The organism is Oerskovia enterophila (genome assembly GCF_001692445.1).
Classification (GTDB): Bacteria; Actinomycetota; Actinomycetes; order Actinomycetales; family Cellulomonadaceae; genus Oerskovia; species Oerskovia enterophila.
The window spans coordinates 35466-57792 of the sequence record NZ_MAQA01000004.1 but is presented as its reverse complement, the minus strand read 5'-3'; the positions used below and the strand labels follow the sequence as shown (position 1 = coordinate 57792).

The 22327-nt window shown below is 73.8% G+C and carries 17 protein-coding genes; 7 read left to right on the top strand and 10 right to left on the bottom strand.

Translation table 11 applies throughout. The features are described 5' to 3' along the window. Together metG and OERS_RS02795 are read right to left on the bottom strand one after the other, a co-directional pair. The gene (gene metG, locus OERS_RS02800; protein ID WP_139107662.1) at positions 1-1647 is read right to left on the bottom strand and encodes a methionine--tRNA ligase; all 1647 of its coding nucleotides are present in this window, start codon (positions 1645-1647) and stop codon (positions 1-3) included. A gap of 126 nt (positions 1648-1773) precedes the next feature. Beyond that, the gene (locus OERS_RS02795; RefSeq protein ID WP_211268433.1) at positions 1774-3006 is read right to left on the bottom strand and encodes a PQQ-dependent sugar dehydrogenase; all 1233 of its coding nucleotides are present in this window, start codon (positions 3004-3006) and stop codon (positions 1774-1776) included. Here OERS_RS02795 and OERS_RS21425 point away from each other — a divergent pair. Next, the gene (locus OERS_RS21425; protein ID WP_169834180.1) at positions 2999-3208 is read left to right on the top strand and encodes a hypothetical protein; all 210 of its coding nucleotides are present in this window, start codon (positions 2999-3001) and stop codon (positions 3206-3208) included. The two genes, OERS_RS02795 and OERS_RS21425, sit on opposite strands and share 8 nt — an antisense overlap. After that, positions 3205-4068, top strand: a complete 864-nt coding sequence (locus OERS_RS02790; protein WP_068624268.1) for a helix-turn-helix domain-containing protein — start codon at positions 3205-3207, stop codon at positions 4066-4068. Before OERS_RS21425 ends, OERS_RS02790 begins: the two co-directional genes overlap by 4 nt. 21 nt (positions 4069-4089) lie before the next feature. On the opposite strand, the gene OERS_RS02785 is transcribed toward OERS_RS02790, so the two are convergent. Together OERS_RS02785 and OERS_RS02780 are read right to left on the bottom strand one after the other, a co-directional pair. Next, the gene (locus OERS_RS02785; protein ID WP_068624266.1) at positions 4090-5013 is read right to left on the bottom strand and encodes an aldose epimerase family protein; all 924 of its coding nucleotides are present in this window, start codon (positions 5011-5013) and stop codon (positions 4090-4092) included. Beyond that, the gene (locus tag OERS_RS02780; RefSeq protein ID WP_068624264.1) at positions 5010-7151 is read right to left on the bottom strand and encodes an alpha-galactosidase; all 2142 of its coding nucleotides are present in this window, start codon (positions 7149-7151) and stop codon (positions 5010-5012) included. Before OERS_RS02780 ends, OERS_RS02785 begins: the two co-directional genes overlap by 4 nt. A gap of 226 nt (positions 7152-7377) precedes the next feature. Here OERS_RS02780 and OERS_RS02775 point away from each other — a divergent pair, with 226 nt between their 5' ends. Further along, complete coding sequence (locus OERS_RS02775) at positions 7378-10749, top strand: DUF5107 domain-containing protein (protein WP_068624262.1); 3372 nt, start codon at positions 7378-7380, stop codon at positions 10747-10749. Between the two features lie 168 nt (positions 10750-10917). On the opposite strand, the gene OERS_RS02770 is transcribed toward OERS_RS02775, so the two are convergent. From OERS_RS02770 to OERS_RS02760, 3 genes are all read right to left on the bottom strand, one after another. Beyond that, positions 10918-12114, bottom strand: coding sequence for an aminotransferase class I/II-fold pyridoxal phosphate-dependent enzyme (locus OERS_RS02770; protein ID WP_056646620.1), 1197 nt, complete (start codon positions 12112-12114; stop codon positions 10918-10920). A 119-nt stretch (positions 12115-12233) separates the two neighbouring features. Next, the gene (locus tag OERS_RS21420; RefSeq protein WP_169834184.1) at positions 12234-13466 is read right to left on the bottom strand and encodes a DsbA family protein; all 1233 of its coding nucleotides are present in this window, start codon (positions 13464-13466) and stop codon (positions 12234-12236) included. A gap of 148 nt (positions 13467-13614) precedes the next feature. After that, positions 13615-14145 carry a hypothetical protein gene (locus OERS_RS02760; RefSeq protein ID WP_083201171.1) on the bottom strand — a complete coding sequence of 177 codons (531 nt, stop codon included), beginning with the start codon at positions 14143-14145 and terminating at the stop codon, positions 13615-13617. A gap of 130 nt (positions 14146-14275) precedes the next feature. On the opposite strand from OERS_RS02760, the gene OERS_RS02755 reads away from it, so the two are divergent. Then, positions 14276-14881 (top strand): isochorismatase family protein, encoded by a 606-nt coding sequence (locus OERS_RS02755; protein ID WP_068624260.1) that lies wholly within the window; start codon positions 14276-14278, stop codon positions 14879-14881. Positions 14882-14933: 52 nt separating this feature from the next. Here OERS_RS02755 and rsmI read toward each other — a convergent pair whose 3' ends face one another. Then, positions 14934-15926 (bottom strand): 16S rRNA (cytidine(1402)-2'-O)-methyltransferase, encoded by a 993-nt coding sequence (gene rsmI / locus OERS_RS02750; RefSeq protein ID WP_082848700.1) that lies wholly within the window; start codon positions 15924-15926, stop codon positions 14934-14936. A gap of 25 nt (positions 15927-15951) precedes the next feature. Between rsmI and OERS_RS02745 the strand changes: the two genes are divergently transcribed. Further along, positions 15952-17640: a dolichyl-phosphate-mannose--protein mannosyltransferase gene (locus OERS_RS02745; protein WP_083201170.1), complete on the top strand. Its 1689-nt coding sequence runs from the start codon at positions 15952-15954 to the stop codon at positions 17638-17640. 163 nt (positions 17641-17803) lie between these two features. Here OERS_RS02745 and OERS_RS02740 read toward each other — a convergent pair whose 3' ends face one another. Further along, positions 17804-19267 (bottom strand): family 20 glycosylhydrolase, encoded by a 1464-nt coding sequence (locus OERS_RS02740; protein WP_068624258.1) that lies wholly within the window; start codon positions 19265-19267, stop codon positions 17804-17806. Positions 19268-19392: 125 nt separating this feature from the next. Continuing rightward, entirely contained in the window at positions 19393-21012 is a 1620-nt protein-coding gene (locus OERS_RS02735; protein WP_068624256.1) for a hypothetical protein, read from the bottom strand. Positions 21013-21170: 158 nt separating this feature from the next. Between OERS_RS02735 and OERS_RS20955 the strand changes: the two genes are divergently transcribed. Both OERS_RS20955 and OERS_RS02725 read left to right on the top strand, forming a co-directional pair. Continuing rightward, positions 21171-21758, top strand: a complete 588-nt coding sequence (locus OERS_RS20955; protein ID WP_139107659.1) for a DUF4190 domain-containing protein — start codon at positions 21171-21173, stop codon at positions 21756-21758. Between the two features lie 215 nt (positions 21759-21973). Then, on the top strand, positions 21974-22282 hold the full coding sequence (locus OERS_RS02725) for a hypothetical protein (protein WP_068624254.1): 309 nt from the start codon (positions 21974-21976) through the stop codon (positions 22280-22282). Positions 22283-22327: the final 45 nt, after the last annotated feature.

Genomic DNA, 22327 nt, shown 5'->3' with positions numbered 1-22327 from the left:
TCAGGCGCCCTCGACGACCGGGTCCTCGAGCCGCGGGAACAGCGACGCCCCCTTGGTGACCGTGGTCCCCGCGGGCAGCACGCCGAAGCGGGCGGCGCCGTCGACGGGCTGGACCGAGAGCGCACCGAGCGGCTCCTCCGCGCCGAGCGACTCCCACAGCGCCTGGGCGGCCTTCGGGGTGATCGGGTGCAGCAGCACCGCGAGCGAGCGCAGGGCCTCGGCGGCCGTGACGAGCACCGTGGCGAGGCGCCCCTCCTGGATCCAGGTGGCATCGGGCGCCGTGCCGTCACGTTCCTCGTCGAGCTTGGCGACCTTCCAGGGCTCCTGCTCGGTGAGGTACAGGTTCGTGGCGTCGACGAGCGTCCACACCGAGTTGATGGCCTCGTGGATCGCGAGCGCGTCGATCGCCTTCTCGGCGGCCTCGACCGCCTGCGCGGCGACCTGCTCGAGCGCCTGCTCGGCCGGCCCGGCGGGGCCCGCCTGCGGGAGCACGCCCCCGTAGTACTTGCCGACCATGGCTGCGACGCGCGAGGCCAGGTTGCCGAACCCGTTCGCGAGCTCGGCGTTGTAGCGCGCCGAGAGGTCCTCCCACGAGAACGACCCGTCCTGGCCGAACGCGATCGCGCGCATGAAGTAGTAGCGGAACGCGTCGGACCCGAAGTGGTCGATGATCTGGCTCGGCGCGATGCCCGTGAGCTTCGACTTGCTCATCTTCTCGCCGCCGACCAGGAGCCAGCCGTGCGCGAACACCGTCTTGGGCAGGGGAAGCCCCGCCGCCATGAGCATCGCGGGCCAGATCACCGCGTGGAAGCGCAGGATGTCCTTGCCGACCAGGTGCACGCTCGCGGGCCACGTGGCCGCGAACTTGGCCTGCTGCTCCGGGTCGTCGCTGTCCAGCCCGACGGCGGTCGCGTAGTTGAGCAGCGCGTCGAACCACACGTAGAGCACGTGCGTGGTGTCCCACGGGATGGGGATGCCCCAGTCGAACGTGTTGCGCGAGATCGAGAGGTCCTGCAGGCCGCCCTTGACGAACGCGAGCACCTCGTTGCGGGCGCTGGCCGGCTGGACGAACTCGGGGTGCGCCTCGTAGAGCGCGAGCAGGCGGTCCTGGTACGCGCTCATCTTGAAGAAGTAGTTCTGCTCGGAGAGCATCTCGACGGGCTTGCTGTGGATGGGGCAGAGCTTCTGGCCCTCGTACTCGCCCGTGCCGTCGATCAGGTCGCCCGGGAGCTTGTACTCCTCGCAGCCCACGCAGTACGGGCCCTCGTACGAGCCCGCGTAGATCTCGCCCTTGGTGTACAAGTCCTGAATGAAGGCCTGTACACGCTCTGTGTGGCGGGGCTGCGTGGTGCGGATGAAGTCGTCGTTGAGCGCGTCGAGCGTGTGCAGCACGGGCTTCCACGAGCTCTCGACCAGGCGGTCCGCCCACTCCTGGGGGGTCACGTCGTTGGCCTCGGCCGTGCGCATGACCTTCTGCCCGTGCTCGTCCGTCCCCGTCAGGAACCAGACCGGCTCCTGGCGCTGGCGGTGCCAGCGGGTGACGACGTCGGCCGCGACCGTCGTGTACGCGTGCCCGATGTGCGGGGCGTCGTTCACGTAGTAGATCGGGGTGGTGAGGTAGAAGGTCTCCGGGGCTGCGTCAGGCATGGTCCTCATGGTAGTTGGCCGGACCCCGCCGGTGCGCCGCGGTCCGAGGAGCCTGACCGAGGCGACCGGACCGGGCCGCCGAGGGTGACCGACCTCGTGGCTGACGGCGACCGACCAGGGCCGCCCTCAGCCCGTCGCCAGGTCGACCCGCAGCAGATGGTCGTCGCCCTGAACGGGACTCCCCCGCCCGTCGGTCTCGTTCGTCAGGACGAGCAACGACGTCCCGCCCTCGGCGTCGCCGGCGCTCTCGGGAGCCACGACGACGGCGCGCAGCCGCCCCCACTCCCCCGTGAGCAGCGCCTGGGGCACGCCGAACGCGGCGGGCGAGGCTCCGCCGTCGGGCACCGGGCTCGCCTCGACCTCCCCCGCCGCGCCGCCCGCGAACGGGACGCGCCACAGGCGCTCCCCGCGCAGCCCCGCGACGTACACGGCGTCCGCGGCGACCGCGAGGCCGCTGGGGCTCGCGTCCGAGGTGGGCCACGTCGCGACCGGGTCGACGAACGCCGTGCCGTCCGCGGCGGCCGCCTCGCCGAGCGTCCCCTCACGGTCCGGCCAGCCGTAGTTGCCGCCCGGGACGATGACGTTGAGCTCGTCGAGCGTGCTCTGGCCGAACTCGCTCGCGAACATCCGGCCCGAGGCGTCCCATCCCAGGCCCTGGACGTTGCGGTGCCCCAGGCTCCACACGCGCGAGCCGTCAGGGTTGCCGGGCGCGGCCTCGCCGTCGAGCCCGACCCGCAGGATCTTTCCCGCGAGCGAGCCCGGGTCCTGCGCGGCCCCCGACGTGGTCGCGTCCCCGGTCGCGACGTAGAGGAAGCCGTCGGGGCCGAACGAGACCTGGCCGCCGTTGTGGTTGCTCGCCTTCGGGATGCCCTCGAGCACGGTCGTGAGCGCACCCAGGCGAGCCTCGTCCACGTCGAGGCGTCCCCGCAGCACCTCGTTGCCGGCCTCGCCCGTCCGGTAGACCACGACGGACCCGTCCTCGGCGAACGTCGGCGCGACCGCGACGCCCAGCAGGCCGCCCTCGCCGCCGTGGTCGGTCCCCGACGCGAGGTCGTCGGCCCCCTCGCCCGTGACCGTCGTGACGCGGCCTGTCCCCGGGTCGAGGAGGCTGACCGTCCCCTCGTCGCGCGACGTGCTCAGGAGACGGCCGTCCGGGAGCGCCGCGAGCCCCCAGGGCGAGGGCAGGTCGCCGATCAGGGACGTCGCGGTCGCGCGGACCGTCGGGACGTCCGGGGCGGGCTCGACGACCTGACCGTCGGAGGCGGGGCTCGGGGTGGGGACGGGCCCGTCCGAGCACGCCCCCGCGAGCAGCACGGCGAGGACGACGAGCGTCCCTGGCAGCGCGCGCGCCGTGCTCATCGGAACCTCCCTGAACCCGAAGGTGCTCAGCCTCATCGTCGCAGCGATCGCCCCTGGCGTCACGCTGGTCGTCGCGCGCGTCGACCGCTACCAGCAGCCCCCGGGGACCGCTCCCCCGCGCCTCGCCGCACCCGGCAGAGCCGCCGGGGGACGCACCGGCGCGACGAGTCCCCTGCCCGCAGGCCCGATACTCAGGGCATGACGATGCAGGACGGCTTCCACAACGAGCGACTGAGCGTCCTTCCCCGGTCGGTCGTGAAGGACGCCCTGGGGCGACGGCTGCTCCGGCGCCTGGTCGTGACCCACGCGGGCTACTACCCGCGGGCCGAGACGCACCTCATGGAGCGCCCCGGTGGCGCTCCCGAGACGATCCTGCTCGTGTGCACGGACGGGACAGGGTTCGTCGAGATGCTCGGTCAGCAGCACCGGCTCGGCGCGGGACACGCGGTCGTGATCCCGAGCGGCGTCCCGCACGTCTACGGCGCGGCGGCGGACCGCCCGTGGTCGATCTGGTGGTGCCACCTTCAGGGCTCCGACGTCGGCGAGCTCCTGTCGGTCGGCGAGCTCGACGCCCTGCGCCCGCTCGTGGTGCTGCGCAACGTCGAGCGGGTCGTGGCGCTGCTCGACGAGATCCTCTCCACCCTGGAGCGCGACCACGCGCCCGTCCGGCTCCTCGCGACGACCGCTGCGGCGTGGCGGCTGCTCGCACAGCTCGCGGTCGACCGGCTCGAGCCGGCGCCGGGCGACCCGTTGGAACGGGCCATGGAGTACGTGAAGGACCGGGTCGACGGTCCCCTGCGCGTCCCCGAGCTGGCCGCGATGGTCGGGGTCTCGCCCTCACGCCTGGGGGCGCTCTTCCGCCGGGCGACCGGCGGTGGCGTCATCGCGTACCAGACGTCGCTGCGGATGGCGCGGGCTCGGCACCTGCTCGACACGACCGCCGCCCCGGTCAAGGCGGTCGCGGACGAGATCGGCTACGACGACCCCTACTACTTCTCGCGCCTGTTCCGGCGGATCCACGACGTGAGCCCGAGCGAGTACCGGCGGCGCGTCAAGGGCTGACACCGGCACCGTCCCGAGCGATCACCTCGCGGGAGCGCGCGCCTCGTCCTCGATCCCCCAGCGCACGGTCCAGCTCTCGCCGGCGGCGATCCACCGCAGACCGTGCCCCGAGCGCAGGGCGTCCGGCGGCGCCGTCATCGGTTCGATCGCGATCGCCGCGGGGCGCCCGGGCATCAGGTCGGTGACGTAGAGCTGGACGTAGCCGAACACCTCGTCCGCCCAGAGCACGGTGCGCCGGCCCGTCGCGTCGGCCAGGACGTGCCGGGCACGGCCGCCCCGCGTCGCGAGCCCCGTCAGGCACGCGTGCGGCACGGCGTCCCGGACGACGACGCCGTCGCGCAGGTCGTGCGGGGTCCCCGCGGTCCCGAAGGCCCCTCGCGGGATGCCGTCGCCGTCGAGGGCGAGAGCCGCGCCCGCGTCGATCGCGACGACCAGGTCCTCGACCGGGGTCTCGCCGCACCGCAGGTACGGGTGCGCCCCGATCGCGACGGGCGCACGGCCCGACGGCGCCACGTTCGTCGTCGTGCACCTCACCTCGACCCCGGCCGGGGTCAGCGAGTACGCCACCTCGACGTCGAGGTCGAACGGGTACCCGGGAGCGTGCCGGATCCGCGACGTGAGGGACACGGCGGCCGCGCCCTGCCGAGCGACGTCCCACCGGACGCCGCTCAGCAGACCGTGGAGCGCGTGCCCCGTCGGGGGCTCGCTCACCTCGAGCCGCTTGACCACGCCGCCGTTGGTCCACGCCGCGCCCTCGACCCTGTTGGGCCAGGGGACGAGCGTCGCCCCCGCCGCGAGCGGCGGGCGGGCCGCACCCGCGACCGGCTCCACGAGGTGATGGCCGCCGACGTCGAGCCCGACGAGGCTCGCGCCCCACACCGACACGGCACCGCCGACCGAGCCCCGCGAGAGCCGCAGGGTGTCGTGGTCGAGCAGATCGGTCACTCGGCCACCAGGTGCCACAGGACCCCGCGGTCCGGGTCGAGCGACGGCGCCTCGAGCCCGGCCTGGGCCAGCACGACGCCCGGGAGCACGACACCCTCCTCGGCCGCGGTCCACGGCGGCAGCACCCCCGCGACGGACCGCTCGACAGGGCTGACCTGGCGGACCCGGTACCGGCGCCCCGGGTCGAGCCCCGGCACGGTGACGCGTCCAGGGGGCCAGGTGATCGGCCGGTCGACCACGGCGAGCTGGAAGATCGCCTCACGACGGTCGGTCGCCACGACGCCCTCGAGGCGCAGCGCGGGGTCGCCGAGGTCCGCGTGGACCACGTCGCCCGAGTGCAGCAGGGACCGGTGCGCCGTGTGGAACGCCACCCAGGCCCGGACCTCGTCGAGCTCGTCCGGGGAGGCCTCGAGAAGGTTCACCTCGAGCCCCAGGTGCCCCCACAGCGCGACCTGCGCCCGGAAGTCGAGCGGGTGGACACGATGCGTGGTGTGCGACTCGCGCGCGCCGATGTGCGTCCCCTGGAGCTCCGGGGGCACGAGCAGGCGGGTCCAGCGCTGGATCTCGAGCCGGTCGTGCGGGTCGTTGCAGTCCGAGGCCCAGACCCGGTCGGTGAGCTGGAGCACGCCCAGGTCCACGCGGCCGCCTCCGCTCGCGCAGGACTCGATCTCCAGGCCTGGGTGCCGCTCCTTGAGCTCGGCCATCAGCGCGTAGGCGGCCAAGGTCTGTCCCCGGACCGCCGCCACGCCCGTGGGCGTGTGCCCGGCGTCGAGCAGGTACCGGTTGTGGTCCCACTTCACGTACGCGACGCCCAGGCGGTCCACGACCTCGGACATCGCGTCCCGGACGTGGCGGTAGGCCCCGGGGTGGGTCAGGTCGAGGACGTGCTGGTAGCGCGAGGCCATGCCCGGGCCGTGCCCGGCGTCGAAGACCCACTCGGGGTGGTTCCGCGCGAGGTCGGAGTCGAGGTTGACCATCTCGGGCTCGAACCAGATCCCGAAGTCCATGCCCAGCTCGCGCACCCGGTCGGCGAGCGCGTCGATCCCGTCGGGCCAGACCGTCGAGTCCACCGTCCAGTCGCCGAGCGACGTGGTGTCGTCGCGGCGACCGGTGAACCAGCCGTCGTCGAGGACGAACCGTTCCACGCCGACCGCCGCACCGGCCTCGGCCAGGCGTTCGAGCGTCGCGAGGTCGTGCTGGAAGTAGACGGCCTCCCAGGTGTTGAGCACCACGGGCCGCGGGGTGCGGGGGTGCGTCGGACGCGACCGCATCCAGCGGTGCACCCGGTGCGAGAGGTCGTCGAGGCCCTCGCCCCACGAGCCGTAGAGCCACGGGGTCGTGCTCGTCGCTCCCGGTTCGACGACCAGCTCGCCCGGCCACGGGAGCTCACCGCCCGAGAGCCGGCGGCTCCCGGCCGGGGTGCGCTCCGCGGCGAGCGCGTGGTTGCCGCTCCATCCCAGGTGGACGCCCCACACCCGCCCTGCCCGGTTGGCGAAGCCCTGCTCGCCCGCCAGCATCATGAAGGCGTGCTCGAGCCCCGGCTTGCCGCCCCGGGCCTCGCGCACCCAGGAACCGACATCGAAGGGACGTCGCTGCGGGACCCGCTCGAGCGCCCAGCGTCCGGCCAGGTCGCACAGCTCGGTCGCGGTCGACGGGACCGGCAGGCCCAGCTCGAGCGCGCGGACCTCGTAAGGCTCGTCGCCCACGTTCCCCACCTCGGCCCGGACGCGGACCAGCCCCGACGCGAGGACCTCGAGCTCGACGCCCAGCGTGAGGGCGTAGGCGACGTCGGACGAGGCGACCCGCAGGCGCTCGGCGTCGTCCGCCCGCTCGACCACGACGTCGTCGACCACGAACACCGGCGCCCAGTGGGCGCCCGCACGGTCGCCCACGACGCCCGGCCTCCCGAGCCACCCCTCGGCGAGCTGCGCGACGACCGGCACCGGCTGGGGGTACGTCACGGCCGAGTCGCCGATCGCGGGCGACGCCGTGGTCTCCAGGGTCGCGAGGTCGGCGTCGGTCAGGTCGCCGAGGTCGGGCCCCCAGTGGAGGATGCGCGGCAGCCGCGCGCCGCTCGTCGTCACGACGAGGCTCGTCCCACCTCCTCGGAGGTGGACGACTGAGGTCTCGACGGTCATCTGCACTTTCCCTTCACACCGCTGGTCGGGTCGTCCTGCCCTCACGCTAGGTGGGGGGCGAGGAGTGCCTGCTGGAGGATTCCGCCGTGCTCATGGACGATTCGACCGCCCTTGCCACCACCGGGTCCAGCAGGCGGCCAGGGCCGTGCAGGGACAGTCGAATCGTCCATCCCCGCGAGCGAAACGGTCATTCTGGCGCGCACGTCGTCGGCCTACCGTGAATCGTATGGTCAACGCATCGCGCATCGAGCTTCCCGACGCCCCGACCCAGCAGCGCGCGGACGCCGTGCGCGCCTGGCGCGAGGACGTCGCCATCGACACCTACCTGCCCCGCGCTCCCGACCGCTACCCCGCCTACCTCGACGCCCGCGTCTACCAGGGGTCCTCGGGCCAGGTCTACCCGCTGCCGTTCCACGAACGGATCAGCCAGGAGAAGGTCTCGCGCTCGTGGGACGCGATCCACCTCGAGAACGAGTGGGTGCGGCTGATGATCCTGCCCGAGCTGGGCGGGCGCGTGCACGTCGGGATCGACAAGACGAGGGACTACGACTTCTTCTACCGCAACAACGTCATCAAGCCGGCCCTCGTCGGGCTCGCGGGCCCGTGGGTCTCGGGCGGCGTCGAGCTGAACTGGCCCCAGCACCACCGTCCGGCGACCTTCCTCCCGACCGCGGCGTCGATCGAGCACGAGCCCGACGGCGCGGTGACGGTCTGGTGCTCCGATCACGACCCCTTCGCCCGCATGAAGGGCATGCACGGGTTCCGTCTGCGCCCCGACTCGTCCGTGATCGAGCTCCGTGCGCGTCTCTACAACCGCTCGGAGCACGAGCAGACGTTCATGTGGTGGGCCAACGTCGCCGCGCACGCCAACGACGACTACCAGTCGTTCTTCCCGACCGACGTCCACCACGTCGCCGACCACGCGAAGCGCGCCGTCTCCTCCTTCCCCTCCGCGGACGGCCGCTACTACGGCGTCGACTACCCCGCGCAGGTCACCCCCGGGACCCCCGACGGAGACCGGATCGACTGGTACCGCAACGTGCCCGTCCCCACGTCGTACATGTGCCTCGGGACGTCGGACGACTTCTTCGGCGGGTACGACCACGGCGTCGGAGCAGGGTTCGTCCACTGGGCCGACCACCGGGTCGCCCCGGGGAAGAAGCAGTGGACCTGGGGCAACGCCCCGTTCGGCCTGGCATGGGACGCGCACCTGACCGACGGCGACGGCCCTTACGTCGAGCTCATGGCCGGTGTCTACACCGACAACCAGCCCGACTTCACGTTCCTGCGCCCGGGCGAGACCCGCACGTTCAGCCAGTACTGGTTCCCGATCCAGGACATCGGTCCGGCCCACCAGGCGTCGCTCGACGCAGCGGTGCACCTCGACGTCGTCCGGTCCGCGTCCGGCGGCGAGGTGCGCCTCGGGGTCGCGGTGACCTCGCCCCGCGACGGGGTGACCGTGACGGTTACCGGCCCCGGCGGCGCCCGGCTCGCGACGATGGACGCCGACCTCGGCCCGGGGCGTTCCCTCGTGCGCACGATCAGCACGGACCTGCCCCTCGACCCCACCGAGGTGGAGGTCGTCGTCGAGCACCGGGGGACGACGCTCGTCCGGTGGCGGCCACGTCGCGTCACGGGCGACGCCGTCCTCCCGGACCCTGCGACCGAGCCTCCCGCTCCCGCCGAGATCGGCTCGGCCGACGAGCTCCACGCCACGGGTCTGCACCTGAGCCAGTACCGGCACGCGACCCGCTCGCCCGAGCCCTACTGGGAGGAGGCGCTGCGGCGCGACCCCGACGACGCGCGCGCCCACGTGGCGCTCGCCGCCCGCTCCTGTCGCGCCGGGCGCTACGCCGACGCCCGGACCCACCTCGAGGCAGCCCTCGGACGCCTGACCCTGCGCAACCCCAACCCCCGGGACGGCGAGGCCCACTACCTCCTGGGCCAGGTCCTGGCCCGCACGGGGCACGACGAGGCCGCACGCGACGCGTTCGGCAAGGCCGCGTGGGACGCATCCTGGAGGTCCCCGGGGCGCCTCGCGCTCGCCCGTCTGGAGGCCCGTGACGGGAACGACGCCGCGGCCCTCGCCGAGACGGCCGAGGTGCTGGCCGTCGATCCGCAGAACCTGCAGGCCCGGGCCGTGCGCGTCCTCGTCCTGCGCCGCGCGGGTCGGCACGGGGAGGCTGCGGTCCTGCTCGACGAGTCCCGGCGCCTCGACGGCCTGGACTGGTGGCTCCGGTTCCTCGACGACGGTGCGCTGCCGACCCATCCGCCGACCGCCCTCGACGTCGCGCTCGAGCTCGTCTCGGTCGGCGAGCTCGCCGCGGCCGCTCGCGTCCTCGACCACACCGCGTCACTCCCGGTCCACGTGGGGGACGTCAACGTCGCCCCGCTGGCCCTGCTCCATCTCGCGGACGTCGCGCTGCGGCGAGGGGACGTGGTGGCCGCCGCGGCCGCCGTCGAGCGCGCGCAGCAGGCCCGAGCCCGTTGGTGCCTGGCCTCCCGGCTCGACGACGCGGACATGCTCGCCCGCATCGTGGAGGCGTTCCCGTGGGCGGCCCGCGCCTGGGCCCTGCTCGGGCACTGGGGGTACGCCGTTGGACGGCGCGACGAGGCCGTCACGTGGTGGGAGACGTCCGTCGCGCTCGACGGCACGGACCCGGTCGTCCACCGGAACCTGGCGGTCGCTGCGTACAACCTGCTCGGGGACGTGGGGGCCGCCGCGGCCCGCTACGAGCGGGCGATCGCGCTCGCTCCCGACGACGCGCGCCTCCGGTACGAGCGCGACCAGCTCGCCGGCCGGACCGGCGCACCGGCCGCGAGCCGCATCGAGGCGCTGCTCGCGCGCCCCGACCTGGTGCACGAGCGCGACGACCTGACGATCGTGCTGATCGAGCTCCTCGTGAGCGTCGGGAGGCTCGACGAGGCGCTCGCCCTGTTCGACGACCGGTCGTTCCAGCCGTGGGAGGGCGGCGAGGGGCAGGCGCTGGGCGCGTGGGAGCACGTCCGGGCCGCGCTCGCGCGTCGTGCCCTGACCACCGGAGACCTCGACGGCGCGCTGACGCACGTCGAGGCCGCGCTCGAGGTGCCGGCTGCGCTCGGCGAGGCACGTCACCCGCTCGCGAACGCGTCGGACCTGCACCTGCTGCTGGGCGACGTGCGTTCCGCCCGGGGCGAGCACGGGGCCGCGCGCGCAGCCTGGGAGGAGGCCGCGCGGTTCGAGGGCGACTTCCAGACGATGGAGGTGCGGGCGTACTCCGAGAAGACGTGCGCGTCGGTCCTGGCATGGCGGCGGCTCGGTCGGGAGGACCGGGCCGATGCGCTGATCGAGGGCCTCGCCGAGCACGTCGCTCACCTGGCGGTCACCCCCGCGCAGGTCGACTACTTCGCGACGTCGCTGCCCACCATGCTCCTCTTCACGGACGACCCGCAGGTGCGCCAGGACGGGACCCTCCTGCTCCTGCGCGCACAGCTCGCGGCGCTGGAGGGCGCCGACGCCGAGGCGCTCACGCTGCTCCGGACCGTGCTGGACGCCGACCCGCTCGACGCGGCCGGCCGCGACCTCCGGGGCAGCCTCTCCCCGGAGCACGTGGCCTGACCCCGGCGGCGCACGCCGCCGGATCGACACGTCCGGCCCGACGGCGGAGCGCACCTGCGCGCCCAGGTGCGCTCCGTCGTCGGGCCCGCTGGGCCACGTTGTCAGACGTGGCCTGGGGTCGCGCCCGGCTCACTTCTGACAGCTACGCCGTGGGCGCTCGGGGCCCCGCTACTGCAGCCGCGTCAGCCCCTTCTTGAGGTTGCGGATCGCCTGCCCCGTGCGCTGCTCGTTCTCGATGAGCGCGAACCGCACGAACCCGTCGCCGCCCGGCCCGAACCCCACGCCCGGCGAGACCGCGACGTCGCAGCTCTCGATCACGTGCGTCGCGAACTCGATCGAGCCCATCTCGCGGTACGGCTCGGGGATGCGCGCCCACGCGAACATGGTGCCCTTCGGCCGGTGGATGTCCCAGCCGATGCGGTCCAGGCCGTCGCACAGCGTGTTGCGCCGCGACTCGTAGACCGCCGAGACCTCCGTGGGGAAGTCGAGGGCCTCGTTGAGCGTCACGGTCGCCGCGATCTGGATGGGCTGGAACGTGCCGTAGTCGAGGTACGACTTGAGCTTGGCGAGCGCCCCCACGACGTCCGGGCGCCCCACGAGGAACGCGACGCGCCACCCAGCCATGGAGTACGACTTGGTCATCGAGTAGAGCTCGACCGCGACCTCCTTGGCCCCGTCGCACTCCATGATCGAGGGCGGGCGCCAGCCGTCGAACGTCATGTCGGCGTACGCGAGGTCGTGCACCAGGACCACGTCGCGCTCGCGCGCCCAGTCGACCAGGCGCTGGAGGTCCTCCTTGGTCGCGATGGTCGTGGTCGGGTTGTGCGGGAACGAGAGCACCACGACGCGCGGCTTGGGCCACCCGTACTCCCACGCCTCCATGACGCGGTCGATGTACCCCGAGGCGTCCGTGCCGTCGCCGATCGCGACCTGGCGGGCGTCGGCCCCCGCGAAGTAGGGACCCCAGATGTGGATGGGGTAGCTCGGCGTGGGGACGATCGCCGCGTCGCCCGGCTGCAGCAGCACCCACATGAGGTGGCTGAAGCCCTCCTTGGCCCCGATCGTCGAGATGATCTCGGTGTCCGGGTCGAGCGTCACCCCGAACCGGCGCTGGTACATGTCCGCGGCCGCCTGCCGGAGCTTGGGGATGCCGCGAGACGCCGAGTACCGGTGGTTGCGCGTGTTGTGGACCGCCTCGGCGAGCTTGTCGACCGCGACCTGCGGGCTCGGCAGGTCGGGGTTGCCGAAGCCCAGGTCGATCACGTCGCGCCCGGCGCGACGCGCCTCGAGCTTGAGCGAGTCGATGATCGTGAAGACGTACGGGGGCAGGCCGGGGATCCGGCGGAACTCCATCTCGCGTGGCATGGAGGCAGGGTACGCCTGCCGTGCGCGGGCCGTCGCCCGGTCCAGGGGCATGGTCCGTCGCCCGGTCCGGGGCTCGAGCAGGGCTCGGTCGGGACCGGGCCAGGGCTCGGTCGGCGCCGTCAGACGGCCGTGCCCTCGATCGCCTGCACGAGCGACTGCGCGTCGCTCCAGTCCCCGGCCCACCGCTCGCCGTCGATCACGATCGTCGGCGTGCCGAAGCCTCGCGGGCCCGCGAGCGCCGGGTCGCTCGTCGCGGCCTGCGTGGCCGTGGCGACCCAGGGCGCGAACTCGGCCGCCCCGCCGTCGGCCAGCTCGGCGACGACGTCCGCCGGGACGCCCGCCGCGCGCGCGACGTCCGCGATCTCCGCGTCGCTCAGGCCTTCCGACCCCTCCTGGGGCTGGTGCGCGAGCAGCCCCGCGTGGAAGTCCTGGAACGCGTCGGGGGCACGGTCGGCCACGAGCGCGGCCGACGACGCGGCGCGCGTCGAGTACTGCGAGCCCTGCGAGTACCGGTCGAGGATCGCGATGGGGTGGAAGACGACGCGCACGCTCCCCGCCTCGCGCAGCGCTGCGAGGCTCTCGCCGTTGACGGCCTCGAACTGCCCGCAGATCGGGCACATGTAGTCGACGTAGACCTCGACCGTCACGGGGGCGGACTCGTCGCCCGCGCCCGCGAGCAGCCCGTGGTTCGGCGTCGCGCTCCCGGGGGCACCAGCGTCTGACGCCGGGCCCTCGGACGGGTCCGCGGCCCCTGGTCCGGCGGGCCCAGCGGACGGGGACCCGCTGCCGGCCGCGAGGAACGCGGCGACACCCACGAGGAGCACCAGGACGAGTCCCGCGAGCACCGAGATCAGGGTCACGCGTGCGCGCCGCTGTGCGGAGGACCGCGTTCCCACGGCGACCTGCGGCCCGACGGCGTAGCCCGCCCCGGGCACGTACGGCGCGTACGGCGCGGCGGGGTGCGGGTACGGCGCGGCCGGCTGGGGCTGGTGCACCGCGTGGCCGCCGGGGGCGTAGGGCTGCCGGCCGGTGGGCTGCTGGGCGTACGGCGGGGCCGCGTACGGAGGGGTGACGTGCGCTGCCTCAGGAGGTGCCGGCGCGTACGGCTGCGGCTGCGACGCGTACGGCGGGATCGGGGCGCCGTACCCCGCAGGGGCGGCCCGGCGGGCCGCGAGCGCCGCGTCGACCGCGGGGTCGCCTCCGGCCGCGAGCCACGAGAGCAGCCCCGGGTAGGCACCGGGGTGCGCGGCGACCTGGGGACGCAGGTCGGGGAACTCGCCGGCGACCTGGGCGAGCACGGTCGGCGGGGCGGCCGGGTCCTGCACGGCGCGGAGGGCTTCGTCACGGAGCATGGTCGTCGGTCCTCGGGTCGCGCGGCAGGGTCTGGTGGCGCGGGCGACCCGCCGCCGGGCTGACGACCGGCACCACGAGGGCTCGCGCACGCCAGGGTACGCGGCTCCCGGGCGGTCGGTGCCGCCCTGCCTCGCTCCTCGGACGGGCTCAGGTCCCCGGCGACCACCCGAGGTTGCGCGCCATCTGCTCGAGCGTCGCGATGGTCCGGTCGTACTGCTCGCGCGTGATCCCCTCGGCCAGGCGCTCGCGCGAGAGCGAGACCGCGTCGAGGAGGTCGTGGTAAGCGTGCTGCCCCGCGACGGTCACCTCCCACCCGGCCCCGCCCTGGGCCACCCACCCCCGGGCCTGGAGGTCGGAGATCTCCGCGCTGACCGCGGGCGCGTGCCCGCCGGGTCGCGCCGCGCCCCCGGTCGTGAACGGCGACAGGACGCTGTCGACCGTCGTGACGTCCGAGACGCCGTCCCGGACCATGTTGAGGACCTGCCAGTGACGCCGCGTCAGGCCCGTCCGCAGGAACACCTCGTCGACGTCCTGGTCGATCAGCCGGTCGACGAGCTTGAGCCAGTAGCCGATGGGCCGCTCGCCCGGGTCACGGTCGGTCGTCGTGCCCGCCGCACTCACGCCGCCCACAGACCCCTCGCTGCCTGCCGGGCTGTCGATCCCCTCGGACGCGCTCATGGACGGCTCCTTCGCTCGGCCTCACGGCGTGCGGGCTGCCCGCCGGCGGTTGCTTCGTCTGGTCCCCCAGCGTACGAACGACCGGGCCCGGGCGCTCCACGAACGACGGCCCCGGTGGCAGAGTGGGGGCATGACCAGCACCGACACGACCGCCACCGGTCGCGCCCTGATCGTCGTCGACGTCCAGCCCACGTTCTGCGAGGGCGGTGAGCTCGCGGTCGAGGGCGGCAACGCCGTCGCGCAGGCCATCGCGGTCTTCGCCGCCGAGCGGCGCGCGGACTACGACCTCGTGGTGACCACGCAGGACTGGCACGTCGACCCGGGGCACCACTTCGCGACGGCCCCGGCGGTCCCCGACTTCGTCGACACGTGGCCCCCGCACGGCCTGGCCGGCACGCCCAACGCCGAGCTGCACCCGGCGCTCGCGGACCTCGCGCCCGACGCGAGCGTCAAGAAGGGCGAGTACCAGGCCGCCTACTCGGGCTTCGAGGGGGTCGACGGCGAGGGGCGCACCCTCGAGCAGCTGCTCCGGGACGCCGGGGTGTCGTCGACCGACGTGGTCGGGATCGCGGAGTCGCACTGCGTGCGGGCGACTGCGCTCGACGCGCACGCGCTGGGGCTCGCGACGCGCGTCCTGACCGACCTGACCGTGCCGGTGTCCGAGGACCTCGGTGCGGCGGCACGGGTCGAGCTCGCGGCGGCCGGCGTCGAGCTGGCACGGTCGACCGAGGTCTAGCGGCGCGTCGGAGCGCGCACGGCCCGTCCGCTCCGACCCGTCCGCGCCGGGATCAGCCCTTGCGCGCCGCCAGTGCCGCGGCGTACAGCTCGCGCTTGGGCACTCCCGTGGCGGTCGCGACCTCGGCGACGGCCTCCTTGAGGCGCTCTCCGGCGTCGACCCGGGCGAGGACCTCGCTCACGAGCTCCTCGACGGACACGGCCTCGCGTGCGGGCGCCCCGGCCACGACGATGCAGATCTCGCCGCGCAGCTGCCGCTCGGCGGCCTCGTCCGCGAGCTCGCCGAGCGTGCCGCGCAGCACCTCCTCGTAGGTCTTGGTGAGCTCGCGGCACACGGCCGCGGGCCGGTCGGCGCCGAACCCCTGGGCCATCGCGGCGAGCGTGTCGTCGATGCGGTGGGGGGCCTCGAAGAAGACCATGGTGCGGGCCTCGCGCGCGAGCGCCTCGAACGTGCGCGCACGCTCGCCGGGCTTGCGGGGCGGGAAGCCCTCGAAGCAGAAGCGGTCGGTCGGCAGCCCGGACAGCGCGAGCGCGGTGAGGACCGCGCTGGGGCCGGGGGCCGAGGTGATGGGCAGGTCGCGCTCGACGGCCCGGGTCACGACGCGGTAGCCGGGGTCCGAGACGGACGGCATGCCGGCGTCGGTCACGATCACGACGGTCCCGCCGCCCTCGACGACGTCGAGCAGCTCGTCGGCGCGCTCGACCTCGTTGTGCTCGTGGTAGCTCACGACGCGCCCGCCGATCGGCACGCCCATGCGCGCGGCGAGGGCGTGCAGGCGGCGCGTGTCCTCGGCCGCGACGACCGCGGACTCCGCCAGGAGGCGTCGCAGCCGCGGGCTCGCGTCCTCGACGTTGCCGATGGGGGTCGCGGCGAGGACGAGGTGCCCGTCGTCGCGCGGCCGGCGACCTGCGGGCGCGTCGTCGTGCTCGTCGGGGGTGTCCTCGCTCTCCTGCCCGACGGCGTCGCTCACCTCGCGCGCCACGTCCTCGCCCTCCGCAGGGGCCTCGAACGGGTCGGGAACGGGGGTGGGGTGCGCGTGGCTCATACCCCCTAGCGTTCCACGTCCTACGATGGCCGACGTGCCCCAGCCCTCCGCCGACCCCACGCCCGCAGCCCCCGGTCCAGGTCCGGGGAGCGACTCCCCGTTCCCGGTGGCCAGGGTCGAGGCCGAGGAGGAGGCCGGGCTGTCGGTGCGCGACCGCCTCCTGATCAAGCTCCTGGGAGCGCGCCGCCTCGCGCTGGGGTCGACGCCCCAGGACCGCCTGTGGGGATGGCTCGGCCCCGCGCTGGTCGCGCTGCTGGCCGGTGGCCTGCGCCTGTGGGACCTGGGTCGCCCCGGCAACCTCGTGTTCGACGAGACGTACTACGTCAAGCAGGCCTACACGCTCTTGCGGGTGGGCTTCGAGGCCAAGTGGCCCGAGGACCCCAACCCCGCGTTCGAGGCCGGGAACGTCGACACGTTCCTGAACCTCCCCGACTACGTGGTCCACCCGCCGCTCGGCAAGTGGATGATCGCGGGCGGCATGCAGCTCTTCGGCGGGGCCGAGAACCCGTGGTCGTGGCGCATCTCGACCGCGCTCGTCGGGATCCTGTCGGTGTTCCTGCTGGCCCGGATCGCGCGCCGCCTGTTCGCCTCGACCGCGATGGGCGTCCTGGCGGGCGGCCTGCTCGCGATCGACGGCATGGCGATCGTGCACTCGCGCACGGGGCTGCTCGACAACTTCCTCATGTTCTGGGTGCTCGTCGCGTTCGGCTTCCTCCTGCTCGACCGCGAGCAGGCACGACGCCGGCTCGCGGACCGGGTCGCCGCCCTCGTCGACTCGGGACGGGAGATCGGCCGCTACGGCCCGCGGCTGGGGTGGCGCTGGTGGCGCTTCGCGGCGGCCGTCTCTCTCGGTCTCGCGTGCGGGGTCAAGTGGTCGGGCCTGTACTTCCTCGCGGCCTTCGCCCTGCTGTCGGTGCTGTGGGACGCCACGGCGCGCCGCACCGTCGGTATCAAGAGGTGGTGGGAGGACGCGCTGCTCGCGGACGCGGTCCCGGCCGCGCTCGTCATGCTGCCCACCGCGGCGCTCACCTATCTCGCGACCTGGTTCTCGTGGTTCCGCTCACCGAGCTCGTACATGCGCGACTGGGCCGCGGAGCATCCGGGCGAGGGCGTGCAGTGGCTCCCCGAGGCGCTGCGCTCGCTGTGGGCCTACCACCAGAAGATGTGGGACTTCCACACGGGGCTCAGCGCCGAGCACTCGTACGCGTCGAAGCCCATCGGGTGGATCGTGCAGTGGCGGCCCACGTCCTTCTACTACCGCGACGGGTCCGACGGCGTGACGGGCTGCGGCTACGACGAGTGCGCGCGGGTCATCACGTCGCTGGGCAACCCGGTCCTGTGGTGGTCGGCCGCGCTCGCGATCGTGGCCACGGTCGTGCTCCTGGTCTGGCGCAAGGACTGGCGCGCGACGGCCGTGCTGAGCGGCCTGGTCGCGGGCTGGCTCCCCTGGTTCGCGTACCCGGACCGCACGATCTTCACGTTCTACGCGATCGTGTTCACCCCGTGGGTGGTCCTCGCGCTCGTCTACGTCGTGACGGTCCTGCTCGAGGCCACCGACCGGGACCGGACGGCCCGCGGCTGGGTGGTCTGGGGCGCGACCGCGCTGCTCACCGTGATCGCCGTGATGAGCATCTTCTTCTACCCGATCTGGACGGCCATGAACGTCCCCGAGTGGTTCTGGCGCCTGCACATGTGGCTGCCCAGCTGGATCTAGCCGTCCCCGGTCGGGTGCGGCCTGCCCGTGCCCGACCAGCCGATGTCGTGAGCCGAGCATGGGGTGGGGGTCGGTCGAGCATGCGGTCGTCGTCGATCCCAGGATCGTGGACGACGACCGCATGCTCGGCACCGCGGGGCGGTCGGCGCCGCAGGGGCGCGGACTACGACCAGTCGACCTGCGGCGTCTCGTGGAACGACAGGCCCTCGCGACGCCACGTCGCGGCCTCCGCCACGACGCGGGCGCGGTAGTCGTCCCAGTCCTTGCGCTCGGGCGCGGTCCACGCGACCTCGGCGACCGCGGACAGGCGCGGCAGGAGCATGAGGAAGAGCTCTTCCTGGGTCGAGAGGGTCTCGGTCCACACCGCGGCCTCGACCCCCTCGATCTGGTCGACGGGCAGGCCCTCGATGACCTCGGCCGGGTCCCAGTCGTACGCGGTGCGCAGCTCGATGAGGCCTGCCCAGTCCTGACCCAGGGGGTACTCGGCGGTGTACTTCATGTCGAGGTAGGCGCGGTTGCCCGGGGACATGATGAAGCGCGAGCCGCGGGCCGCCGCGGCGAGGAACGGGGCGCTGTCGACCCGGTTGTCCCAGTACTGCAGGAGCGTGTCCGGGCGGGTCCCGGCCTGGGCCGCCTCCTGCCACGTGATGGTCTTCTTGCCCGTCTCGGCCACGATCTCCTCGAGCAGCGCGATGAACTGCGCGTACTCCTCGGCGCCCAGCGTGAGCGCCTCGTCACCGCCCACGTGGAGGTACTCGCCGTCGGTGATCGCGGCGACGTCCGCGAGGACCTCGCGCAGGAACGGCTCGGTCGCGGGCAGGTCGTACGTGAGCTGCGAGAACCCGACCTCGATGCCCTCGTAGGGTGCGGTGCGCTGACCGTCGGCCCGCAGCTCGCCGTAGACCGAGGTCGCGGCGTTGGTGTGCCCGGGGAGGTCGATCTCCGGGACGATCGTCACGAAGCGGTCTGCGGCGTAGTCCTGCAGGTGCCGGAAGTCGGCGAGGCTCAGGTGCCCGCCGGCCGTGCCGCTCGTGGAGGTCTCGGACGCGAGCTTCGCGAGCTCGGGGCGCGACGGCGTCTCGATGCGCCAGCCCTGGTCGTCGGTCAGGTGCAGGTGCAGGACGTTGAGCTTGTACGAGGCGAGGACGTCGATCACGAGCTCGATCTGCCGCACGGGGAAGAAGTTGCGGGCCACGTCGAACGAGAGGCCTCGCCACGCGAAGCGCGGGGCGTCGTGCACGACGACGGCGCTCACCTCGGGGCCGTGCTCGCCCTCGGTCACGAGCCGGCGGAGCGTCTGGACCGCGTGGAACAGGCCGACCGGCGCGGTGGCCGTCAGGACGGCACCCGAGCCGTCGACCTCGAGCGTGTAGCGCTCGGGGCTGTCCGAGCCGGAGGGGCCCGCGACGTCGGCGAGCCGCAGCGCGATGGAGGGGGCGCCGTCGGGCACGGAGCCCGCGACGGCGACCCGTGTGCCCGCGGCACGCGTCAGGAGGTCCGCGGCGTAGGCCGCGACCCGCTGCTCGGCCTCGGTGGGCCCGGCCACGAGGACGGCACCCTCGAGCGGGAACGCGGCACCGCCCACCGGGGACTCGACGTGCAGGGGCTGGGGGATGATGGCGACCATCGGGGGGACCTCGTCGTCGTTCGTCTCTCGACCCGACCGTGTCGAATCGATTCGTCTGTTCTGGTCGACATACCGTAACCGCCCCGGCAGGCGCGGACAAGCGACCTGTGCGCGAGCGCCCCGCCCTACTCCACGACGACGACGAGCGGTGCGCCGACTCCGCCAGCGGCAGCGGCGGGCCCTGCGGTCGCTTCGCCCGCCACGTCCGTCCAGCCCCACCACGACACCCCGGGGACGGCCTTGGTGAGCTCGTTCCAGGCCTTCTCCCGCACCGCGGACGAACCCGTGACGTCGGAGTGCAGCACCACGGCCACGGCGTCGTCGGTCGTCGTCAGCGACTGCGCCTCGGTCAGCGCGCCCGGCTGCGAGACGTGCACCACGAGCATCTTCTGCGGCAGGGCCTTGCCCTCCACGACCCCGGCGAGGTAGTCGACGACCGCGTCGATCTCCTGCGCGGGGACCACGCCGTCCTTCTTGACCGCGCCGCTCGCCCGGCGCGCGTCGAGGTCGAGCGAGACCCCGACGCCGGGCAGGGACAGCAGATCCGCGTACTGCCGGACCTGCTCGACGAACGTCGCCTTCCCCGGCTGGAACTCGAGGAGCACGTGCTGGCCCGCGCCGAGGGCCGCCTCGACCGCGGGACGCACGGCCTCGACCGTGAGCTCGGTCGAGTAGTTCCCGTCCTTGCCCGCCGCCCCGGACGCCTCCGTGACGACCAGCTCGAGCGTCGGGACCGTCACGGTCTTGTCGGTCTCGCCCGACTCGCCCGCGACCGCGACGTACGGCTCGGCGCGAGCCGCGGTCCGCGCGACGGCGTCGGTGATCTTGGCCGGGGTCGCCGGGACGGTCGTCCCCGGCAGGACGACGTAGCGCTTGCCCGCCGTGACGAGCTGCCCGCCGCCCGTGAGCTCGACACCCGTCTCGGCCGACCGGACGCGGGCGGTCAGCTGTTCGACCGTCCCGAACGACTCGCCGATCCCGACGACCGCGAGCGCCTTGGCCTGCGCCATGGCCTGGACGGAGACGCTCGAGGCGCGGGGGTCACCACCAGGCACCGCGAGCGGGACCACGCCCGCGGCCTGTGCCGTGGCGAGCGCCGTCGCCTGCCCCGGGGTCTGGTCGACCAGCGCGAGCACCTCGGTCAGGAGCCGTGGGGACTCGGTCTCGGGAAGCTGTTCCTGGACCTCCGCGAGGTCCCTGTCGTCGATCTCCGTCCCGCCGTCCTGGGTCTCGACGAGCGCCCCGGCCCCGAGGAGCACCGTCTGCAGGTCCGGGTCGATCGCCCGGACCGTCTTGCGCGCTTCCTCCTCGAGGTCCTCGGACGAGGACACGGAAGAGACCGCCGCGCCGGAGGTTCCGGCCGTGCCCGACGCGTCGACGCGCGGGGCCGGGTCGGGCGTCACGACGACGGCCGTGACCGCGCCGAGCCGGGCGATCTCCTTGGTGAGACCGCTGTCGGCGATCGCCCCGCCGGTGAGCAGGACGGGAGCGTGGAGCGGGAGCGCAGCAGCGGCCGCGGCCGCCTGTGCGGTCTCGTCCTCGGCGTCGGCCAGGATCACGACCGGTGCGGAGGCGAAGAACGCCTGGCTCGCCGTGAGCGTGAGCTCGGCGGGGTCGCTCGAGCCGAGGACGACGACGGGCGCGACCTCGTCGGCCGCGACGACGCGCAGCCCGCCGTCGGGGGCCTCGGCCGTGCTCGCTGGACCGCCCTCCTCCCCACAACCGGCCAGCAGCGGGGTCGCCACCAGGACAGAGGCGGCAAGAGCGACGATTCGGACCTTCCGTGAATTCACGTCTCTATCATCGCCTACCTGGTCTGTCGCGCCGAGTCGTGGGCGAGTCGTGGACATCCGGGGCGGCCCGCAGCGCCCCAGGAGGCCCGACGGCGCCGCACCCGACACGGGTGCCCTCACCATTGTCGTGGGTCCTCACGCACGACATACTGTCGGCGATCATCGACCGCACCACGAGGAGTGACATGTCCTACCCCGAGCAGCCCGAGCAGAACCCGTCCGGTCAGCCGAACCCGTACGCCGGCGGCCCCCAGGACCCTGCTGCCGGTCAGGCACCCCAGGCTCCCCAGTACGGCGCCCCGCAGGCCCCGCAGTACGGCGCGCCGGCGCCCGGCGCACCCCAGGCCCCCTACGGCGCGGGCGCCCCGCAGGCGCCGTACACCCCCGGTGGCGTCCCCGGCGCACCGGCCCAGGACCCGGGCAAGACGCTCGGCATCGTCGGGCTCGTGCTGTCGATCATCGGCTGCACGTCGCTCATCGGCCTGATCCTGAGCATCGTCGCGCTCAACAAGTCCAAGAAGGCCGGCTACAAGAACGGCATCGCGCTCGCCGGCATCATCGTCGGGGCGGTGCTGCTGGTCGTGAGCATCGTCGTCGGGATCGTCCTCGGGCTCGGTGCGGCGGAGCTCATCGAGAAGTGCGCCGAGCTCGGAGCCGGCACGCACTACGTCGACGGGGTCACCTACACCTGCTCCTGACCTCTCCGCACGACGCCCGTGGGCCCCGACCGTCCTCCGGTCGGGGCCCACGGGCGTTCCTGGGACGGGCACCGGGCGAGACCGTCGCTCGGCCATACTGGAGACGGGCGGCCGGCGGACCCTGACGGCCCGCCGAACGTGCACCGCCCCCGCAGCACCGACCGCACCCGGGCACGTCGCCACGACGAGCGCCCGCACCGACCGTGAGGACCCCCGTGACCCAGACCGAGCCGCTCACCCCCACCCCCGGCAAGACCCTGGGCATCGTCGCGCTCGTGCTGTCGATCCCCCTGTCGCTGGTCGGGCTGGTCCTGGGGATCGTGGGACTCGTCAAGGCACGCCGGGTGCACCGGAACAACTGGTGGGCCGTGGCCGCGATCATCGTCTCGTTCCTCGTGATCGTGGCCATCGTGATCTGGGCCGCGACGCTGGTCTGGCTCATGGGCGAGTGCGCCGAGCTCGGCCCGGGGATCCACGAGGTCGACGGGCGTCCGATCGAGTGCGTCGCTCCCGCCGGGTCCTGACCAGCACGTCCCACCCCTCGGCCCCAGCGTGGATCTCCTCGCGCT